Origin of the sequence: Streptomyces sp., from assembly GCF_031181705.1 — a bacterium.
GTDB lineage: Bacteria > Actinomycetota > Actinomycetes > Streptomycetales > Streptomycetaceae > Streptomyces.
Genome location: NZ_JAPSKN010000219.1, coordinates 1 through 5,954 on the forward strand (window position 1 = coordinate 1; position 5,954 = coordinate 5,954).

Below are 5,954 nucleotides of genomic sequence, written 5' to 3' on the forward strand. Positions count from 1 at the left end.
GCACCCTCGACCCGGGCGGTGGCCTTCTTGGGCGCGACGCTCGCCTTCTTGGCGACGGGTGCCTTCTTCACAGCCGGCTTCTTCACGGGCGCCTTCTTCGCGGAAGCCGCTTTCTTCGCGGAAGCCGCTTTCTTCGCGGAAGCCGTCTTCTTCACAGCAACCGTCTTCTTCACAGCGGCCGCCTTCTTCGCAGAAGCCGCCTTCTTCGCGGATCCAGCTTTCCTCGCAGAGGCGACCGTCGCCTCCCCTGTCGCTTTCGCCGTTTTCCTACCGCCATCGGGGCTCTGTTCGCCCACAGCGGAATCGCGACGTACAACCACCCGCGCAGCCCCCTCGGCCTGTGCTCTCACCGGCGATTTGGACACCCGGCCAGCCTAAGGCCAGGCACCGTCATCCGCCCCGGCCCTCGAAGATCGGCGCCCAATTGGACCCCTGCCGCGTACCCCGGGACACCTGTGCGGCATCCTTGTGACAGATCACACTGTTTGGACCGTCCGGCAAAATGGGCACCACGGTCCCCTGGTACGCGGGGGAGCAAGATCCCCTGAGCAGGTCGAAAGGGAGAGAACTCGTGGACGACGTTCTGCGGCGCAATCCGCTCTTCGCGGCGCTCGATGACGAGCAGGCCGCGGAGCTCCGCGCCTCCATGAGTGAGGTGACCCTCGCCCGCGGTGACTCGCTGTTCCACGAGGGCGACCCCGGCGACCGCCTGTATGTGGTCACCGAGGGCAAGGTCAAGCTCCACCGCACGTCCCCCGACGGCCGGGAGAACATGCTGGCCGTGGTCGGCCCCGGCGAGCTCATCGGTGAGCTGTCGCTGTTCGACCCGGGCCCGCGCACGGCGACGGCCACCGCGCTGACCGAGGTGAAGCTGCTCGGCCTCGGCCACGGCGACCTCCAGCCCTGGCTGAACGCCCGCCCCGAGGTCGCCTCGGCGCTCCTGCGCGCCGTGGCCCGCCGACTGCGCAAGACCAACGACGCGATGTCCGACCTCGTCTTCTCGGACGTCCCGGGCCGTGTCGCCCGCGCCCTGCTCGACCTGTCGCGCCGGTTCGGCGTGCAGTCGGAGGAGGGCATCCACGTGGTGCACGACCTCACGCAGGAGGAGCTCGCCCAGCTGGTCGGCGCGTCCCGCGAGACGGTGAACAAGGCCCTGGCGGACTTCGCCCAGCGCGGCTGGCTGCGCCTGGAGGCCCGCGCGGTGATCCTCCTGGACGTGGAGCGCCTCGCCAAGCGCTCGCGCTGACGCACCCTGGCCCTCGTCACCGGGCCCTGTCCCTCCACGGGACGGGGCCCGCTGTCGTGCCGCCGGTGGCCGAAACCGGGCGGCGTCCCCGCTCCCTCGTGCGGCACAGTGACGGCATGACCGGCGACGCCCACCGGACCCACCGCGCCCACCACACCCACGGCACCGGCCTCGACGCCCACGGATTCATCGCCCGGGAGGGATCCCTCGCGCGCGTGCCCGCGGCCTTCCGTCCGGTCGTCGCCGCCGCCGGGGCGCGGCTGGCGGACGCCTTCGGGACGCGGCTGCACAGCGCGTACCTCTACGGTTCGATTCCGCGCGGCACCGCGCGCGTGGGCGTCAGTGACCTCGATCTGCTGCTCGCGCTGCGTGAGGAGCCGACCCGGGCGGACCGGGCGGAGGCCGACGCGCTCGGGGCGGCACTGGACGAGGAGTTCGGGCAGATCGACGGGTGCGGGACGCTGCTGTACAGCCGTGCCCGGCTGCTCAGCGCGCCGGAGCGGTACGACCTGGGGTGGTTCGTCGCCTGCCTGTGCACGCCGCTGCTGGGTGAGGACCTGGCCGCGCGACTGCCGCGCTACCGCCCCGGCTCGCTGCTGGCCCGCGAGACCAACGGCGATCTGCACCTGCTGCTGCCCCACTGGCGCCGGCGGATCGCCGCGGCCGACGGCACGGAGCAGGCCCGTCGGCCACTCGTCCGTTTCATGTCCCGGCACCTCGTCCGCACCGGTTTCACCCTCGTGATGCCCCGCTGGGGCGGCTGGACGAGCGACCTGCACGAGATGGCGGAGGCGTTCGCCCGGTACTACCCGCAGCGCGGCGGCCAGATGCGGGACGCCGCCGTCGTGGGCGTTGATCCGGTCGGTGAGGCGGACGTCCTCGCGTCGTACGTGGACGATCTGGGGCCCTGGCTCGCCGCCGAGTACACGCGCGTGCACGGCGAGAAAGCCCCCAGGGGCCCTAGATGAGCCCGTGCTCCTCCAGGTAGTCCAGCTGGGCCCGGACGGACAGTTCCGCCGCCGGCCACAGGGAGCGGTCCACGTCGGCGTAGACGTGGGCGACGACCTCGGCCGGGGTGCGGTAGCCGTCCTCGACGGCCGTCTCGACCTGGGCGAGACGGGTGGCGCGGTGGGCGAGGTAGTACTCGACGGCGCCCTGGGCGTCCTCCAGGACGGGCCCGTGGCCGGGCAGGACCGTGTGGACGCCGTCGTCGACCGTGAGGGACCTCAGGCGGCGCAGGGAGTCCAGGTAGTCGCCGAGACGGCCGTCGGGGTGGGCCACGACCGTGGTGCCGCGGCCCAGGACCGTGTCGCCGGTCAGGACCGCCCGGTCCGCCGGGATGTGGAAGCAGAGGGAGTCCGACGTGTGGCCGGGGGTGGGGACGACGCGCAGTTCCAGCCCTCCGGTGGTGATCACGTCTCCGGCGGCCAGGCCCTCGTCGCCCAGCCGCAGTGCCGGATCCAGTGCACGCACGCGCGTGCCGGTCAGTTCGGCGAACCGGGCTGCGCCCGCCGCGTGGTCGGGATGGCCGTGGGTCAGCAGCGTCAGGGCGACGCGCCGGCCCGCCTGTTCGGCCGTGGCGACGACCCGCCGCAGGTGCCCCTCGTCCAGCGGGCCCGGGTCGACCACGACGGCGAGGTCGGAGTCCGGCTCGGAGAGGATCCAGGTGTTCGTGCCGTCGAGGGTCATCGCCGACGGGTTGGGGGCCAGGACGTTGACGGCCCGCGCGGTGGCGGGGCCGGAGAGGACTCCGTCCCGGGGCCGGCCGGGAAGGGCTGCTGCGTCCGTCATGCGGGGGCTCCACCGGTCGGGGCGGTCGGGGCGGTCGGGATGTGCTTGGTGAACTCGTCGTGGCCGGGCCAGGAGAGCACGATCTCGCCGTCCACCAGCCGTGCGGTGGCCAGCACGGGCGTGAGATCGCGGTCCGGGGCCGCCGCGAGGGCCTCGGCGGCCGTCGGGTACGCCGTCAGCTGGCGCAGGGTCGAGATGGTCGGCGGCATCATCAGCAGCTCGCCCCTGTCGTACCCGGCGGCCGCCTCGCGCGGGGCGATCCACACCGTGCGGTCGGCCTCCGTGGAGGCGTTGCGGGTGCGCTGCCCCTCGGGGAGGGCGGCCACGAAGAAGAAGGTGTCGTAGCGGCGGGCCTCGAACTCGGGGGTGATCCAGCGGGTCCAGGCGCCGAGCAGGTCCGAGCGCAGCACCAGCCCGCGGCGGTCCAGGAACTCCGCGAAGGACACGTCCCGCGCGACCAGGGCGGCACGGTCGGCCTCCCAGTCGGCGCCGGTGGTGTCGCCGACGACCGCGTCGGGCGCCGGGCCGGCGAGCAGCACGCCCGCCTCCTCGTACGTCTCCCGCACGGCCGCGCAGACGATCGCCTGGGCCGCCGTCTCGTCGACACCGAGCCGGTCCGCCCACCACGCGCGCGTGGGGCCCGCCCAGCGGACGTGGTGGTCGTCGTCGCGCGGGTCGACACCGCCGCCCGGATACGCGTACGCGCCTCCGGCGAAGGCCATGGAGGCGCGTCGGCGCAGCATGTGGACGGCCGGGCCGCCGCCGGTGTCCTTCAGGAGCATGACGGTGGCCGCGCGCCTGGGGGTCACCGGGGTGAGGGTGCCGGCCGCGAGTGCGCGGATGCGGTCCGGCCACTCCGGGGGGTACCACTGACCGTTCGCCATGGGCGCGAGGCTATCCCGTGACGGGCGGATGTTCGAGTGGCCCCGGGGGCGGATCGCGCAGCTCGGGCGGGTGGGGGGTGCTACGCGAGCTCCACCTGGATCTCGACCTCCACGGGCGCGTCCAGCGGCAGCACCGCCACGCCGACCGCGCTGCGCGCGTGCACGCCCTTGTCCCCGAGGACCTCGCCGAGCAGCTCGCTCGCGCCGTTCAGCACACCGGGCTGGCCGGTGAAGTCCGAGGCCGAGGCGACGAAGCCGACGACCTTCACCACGCGCGCGATGCGGTCGAGGTCACCGGCGACGGACTTGACGGCGGCCAGGGCGTTCAGCGCACACGTGCGTGCCAGCTCCTTGGCCTCCTCCGGGGTGACCTCCGCGCCGACCTTGCCGGTGACCGGAAGCCTGCCCTCCACCATCGGCAGCTGCCCGGCGGTGTAGACGTACGGGCCGGACTGCACGGCCGGCTGGTACGCGGCGAGCGGCGGGACCACGTCGGGCAGGCTCAGGCCCAGCTCGGCGAGCTTCGCCTCGACGGCGCCCACTACTGCTTCTCCCGCTTCAGGTAGGCGACGAGCTGCTCGGGGTTGTTCGGCCCGGGCACGACCTGGACGAGCTCCCAGCCGTCCTCGCCCCAGGTGTCCAGAATCTGCTTCGTGGCGTGGACGAGCAGCGGCACGGTTGCGTATTCCCACTTGGTCATGCGGCCGACTTTAGCCCCTGTCCGAGCGGGGTCACGGCCGCGGTCCGGGGCCGACCCCGGCACGGGTTGTCCACAGCCTCCCGCGTAGCCCGGGCGCGGACTGGTTAGGCTCGAATACGTGAGCAGGCTCCAGGTCGTCAGCGGCAAGGGCGGTACCGGCAAGACCACGGTGGCCGCGGCCCTAGCGCTGGCCCTGGCCACGGAGGGGAAGCGGACGCTTCTCGTCGAGGTCGAGGGCCGTCAGGGCATCGCGCAGCTCTTCGAGACCGAAGCGCTGCCTTATGAGGAGCGGAAGATCGCCGTCGCTCCCGGGGGCGGGGAGGTGTACGCACTGGCCATCGACCCCGAACTGGCCCTTCTGGACTACCTCCAGATGTTCTACAAGCTGGGCGGCGCCGGGCGGGCCCTGAAGAAGCTGGGCGCGATCGACTTCGCCACCACCATCGCGCCCGGCCTGAGGGACGTACTCCTCACCGGCAAGGCGTGCGAGGCGGTCCGGCGCAAGGAGCGCAGCGGCCGGTTCGTGTACGACTACGTCGTCATGGACGCCCCGCCCACCGGGCGCATCACGCGCTTCCTGAACGTCAACGACGAGGTGGCGGGACTGGCCAGGATCGGCCCGATACACAATCAGGCGCAGGCCGTGATGCGGGTGCTGAAGTCGCCCGAGACGGCCGTGCACCTGGTCACGCTGCTGGAGGAGATGCCCGTCCAGGAGACCGCGGACGGCATCGCGGAGCTGCGGTCGGCGCGGCTGCCCGTCGGACGGATCATCGTGAACATGGTGCGGCCGGAGGTGTTGGACGCGGCCGACCTGGAACTCGTACGGACCGTCCCGCGTTCCACCCTCGCGCGGTCGCTGTCCTCCGCCGGACTCGGCGGGGCGCGGCGCGGCGGGCACGCCGAGCGGCTGGTGGACCCGCTGCTCACCCAGGCCGAGGAGTACGCCGAGCGGTACGCGCTGGAGCACGAGCAGCGTGCGGTCCTCGCCGAGCTGGGCCTGCCGCTGCACGAACTGCCGCTGTTCGCCGAGGGCATGGACCTCGCGGGGCTCTACGCGCTCGCCCGTGAGCTGCGCGGCCAGGGCGTGTCATGAGCCGGGGACCGGCAAGGCCCGTCATGAGCGTGCGCCAGGTGAGACAGGCGAGGCCCGCTGTGGAAGCGAGACAGGCAGGGCCCACCACGGAACCGAGACAGGCAGGGCCCGCCGGACAGGCCGGACAGGCCGGACAGGCCGGACAGGCAGAGCTCGTCACGAGTCGGAAGCAGGGGATGTCATGAGCCGTCCGGACCCGGTGCACGCGCACGACGCGACCCGCCCCCGCCTCGCCCC

The 5,954-nt window shown here is 73.0% G+C and carries 7 protein-coding genes and 1 pseudogene; 3 read left to right on the plus strand and 5 right to left on the minus strand.

Features of this window, described 5'->3' with window-relative positions; genetic code table 11:
- Positions 1 to 296: pseudogene (locus tag RIN80_RS25825) on the minus strand (endonuclease III); the annotation flags it as partial.
- A gap of 275 nt (positions 297 to 571) precedes the next feature.
- Here RIN80_RS25825 and RIN80_RS25830 point away from each other — a divergent pair.
- Both RIN80_RS25830 and RIN80_RS25835 read left to right on the plus strand, forming a co-directional pair.
- Entirely contained in the window at positions 572 to 1,246 is a 675-nt protein-coding gene (locus RIN80_RS25830; RefSeq protein ID WP_031115987.1) for a Crp/Fnr family transcriptional regulator, read from the plus strand.
- Positions 1,247 to 1,362: 116 nt separating this feature from the next.
- Positions 1,363 to 2,214: a nucleotidyltransferase domain-containing protein gene (locus RIN80_RS25835; RefSeq protein ID WP_309098056.1), complete on the plus strand. Its 852-nt coding sequence runs from the start codon at positions 1,363 to 1,365 to the stop codon at positions 2,212 to 2,214.
- Here RIN80_RS25835 and RIN80_RS25840 read toward each other — a convergent pair.
- The 4 genes from RIN80_RS25840 to RIN80_RS25855 all read right to left on the minus strand — a co-directional run bounded on the left by RIN80_RS25840 (position 2,207) and on the right by RIN80_RS25855 (position 4,621).
- Entirely contained in the window at positions 2,207 to 3,037 is an 831-nt protein-coding gene (locus RIN80_RS25840; protein WP_309098057.1) for an MBL fold metallo-hydrolase, read from the minus strand. The genes RIN80_RS25835 and RIN80_RS25840 overlap by 8 nt on opposite strands.
- Positions 3,034 to 3,921 (minus strand): NUDIX hydrolase, encoded by an 888-nt coding sequence (locus tag RIN80_RS25845; RefSeq protein ID WP_309098058.1) that lies wholly within the window; start codon positions 3,919 to 3,921, stop codon positions 3,034 to 3,036. Before RIN80_RS25845 ends, RIN80_RS25840 begins: the two co-directional genes overlap by 4 nt.
- An 80-nt stretch (positions 3,922 to 4,001) precedes the next feature.
- Positions 4,002 to 4,463, minus strand: coding sequence for a RidA family protein (locus RIN80_RS25850; RefSeq protein ID WP_309098059.1), 462 nt, complete (start codon positions 4,461 to 4,463; stop codon positions 4,002 to 4,004).
- Positions 4,463 to 4,621 (minus strand): DUF4177 domain-containing protein, encoded by a 159-nt coding sequence (locus RIN80_RS25855; RefSeq protein ID WP_003991873.1) that lies wholly within the window; start codon positions 4,619 to 4,621, stop codon positions 4,463 to 4,465. The genes RIN80_RS25850 and RIN80_RS25855 overlap by 1 nt, the downstream gene beginning before the upstream one ends.
- Positions 4,622 to 4,739: 118 nt before the next feature.
- On the opposite strand from RIN80_RS25855, the gene RIN80_RS25860 reads away from it, so the two are divergent.
- Positions 4,740 to 5,717 (plus strand): ArsA-related P-loop ATPase, encoded by a 978-nt coding sequence (locus tag RIN80_RS25860; RefSeq protein WP_309098060.1) that lies wholly within the window; start codon positions 4,740 to 4,742, stop codon positions 5,715 to 5,717.
- The last annotated feature ends 237 nt before the right edge of the window (positions 5,718 to 5,954 follow it).

Bases quoted from the DNA above. Each gene is read 5' to 3' on its own strand.
- RIN80_RS25835 (WP_309098056.1), top strand. From the start codon at position 1,363: ATGACCGGCGACGCCCACCGGACCCACCGCGCCCACCACACCCACGGC.
- RIN80_RS25840 (WP_309098057.1), bottom strand. From the start codon at position 3,037: ATGACGGACGCAGCAGCCCTTCCCGGCCGGCCCCGGGACGGAGTCCTC.
- RIN80_RS25845 (WP_309098058.1), bottom strand. From the start codon at position 3,921: ATGGCGAACGGTCAGTGGTACCCCCCGGAGTGGCCGGACCGCATCCGC.
- RIN80_RS25855 (WP_003991873.1), bottom strand. From the start codon at position 4,621: ATGACCAAGTGGGAATACGCAACCGTGCCGCTGCTCGTCCACGCCACG.